This window comes from Micromonospora sp. D75, from assembly GCF_018070405.1.
GTDB classification, from domain to species: Bacteria; Actinomycetota; Actinomycetes; order Mycobacteriales; family Micromonosporaceae; genus Micromonospora; species Micromonospora chalcea.
On record NZ_JAGPXV010001157.1, the window covers coordinates 1 to 554 of the forward strand.

Sequence of the window (554 nt, forward strand, 5' to 3'; positions counted from 1 at the left end):
GGTGGAGCGGGTGGAGCGGGGCGCGAGCGGGCCGGTGACGCTCCTGCTCGCGCCGGCCGGCTGGGGCAAGACGGCCGTGTTGTCCACCTGGGCGCGGGCGGAGCGGGACGGCCCGGCGCCGGCCTGGGTGACGGTGGGTGAGGGCGACACGGCACGGCGGCTCTGGGGCTACCTGGCGGCGGCCCTGCGGACGGCCGCGGTCGACGACCCGGACGAGGGACCACCGCCACCGGTGCCGGACGGCCCGCCCCGGCCGGAGCAACTGGAGTCGCTGGCCGCCGCGCCGGCCCCGCCGGAGCCGCCGGCGCACCAGGTCCGCCAGGATCCCGAGCTGGCGCTGGCCGCCGCCGCCGAGCGGGCGTACGCCGGTGATCCGGCCGCCGCCGACGGGCAGCTGCGGCGGGCGCTGGCCCACGCCGACGACCTGCCCGCGCCGCGCCGCGACCGGTTCCGCCGGCTGGCCGCCGCCGTGGAGCTGAGCCTGGCCCGGCTCGGCGGGAACCACCAGGGGGTACGCGAGGCCGCCGACCGCCTGCTCGCCACCGCTTCCGGCC

General features: G+C 81.6%; 1 pseudogene. It reads left to right on the plus strand.

Annotated features, from left to right (window positions below):
- Nucleotides 1-554: pseudogene (locus KBX39_RS32615) on the plus strand (hypothetical protein); the annotation flags it as partial.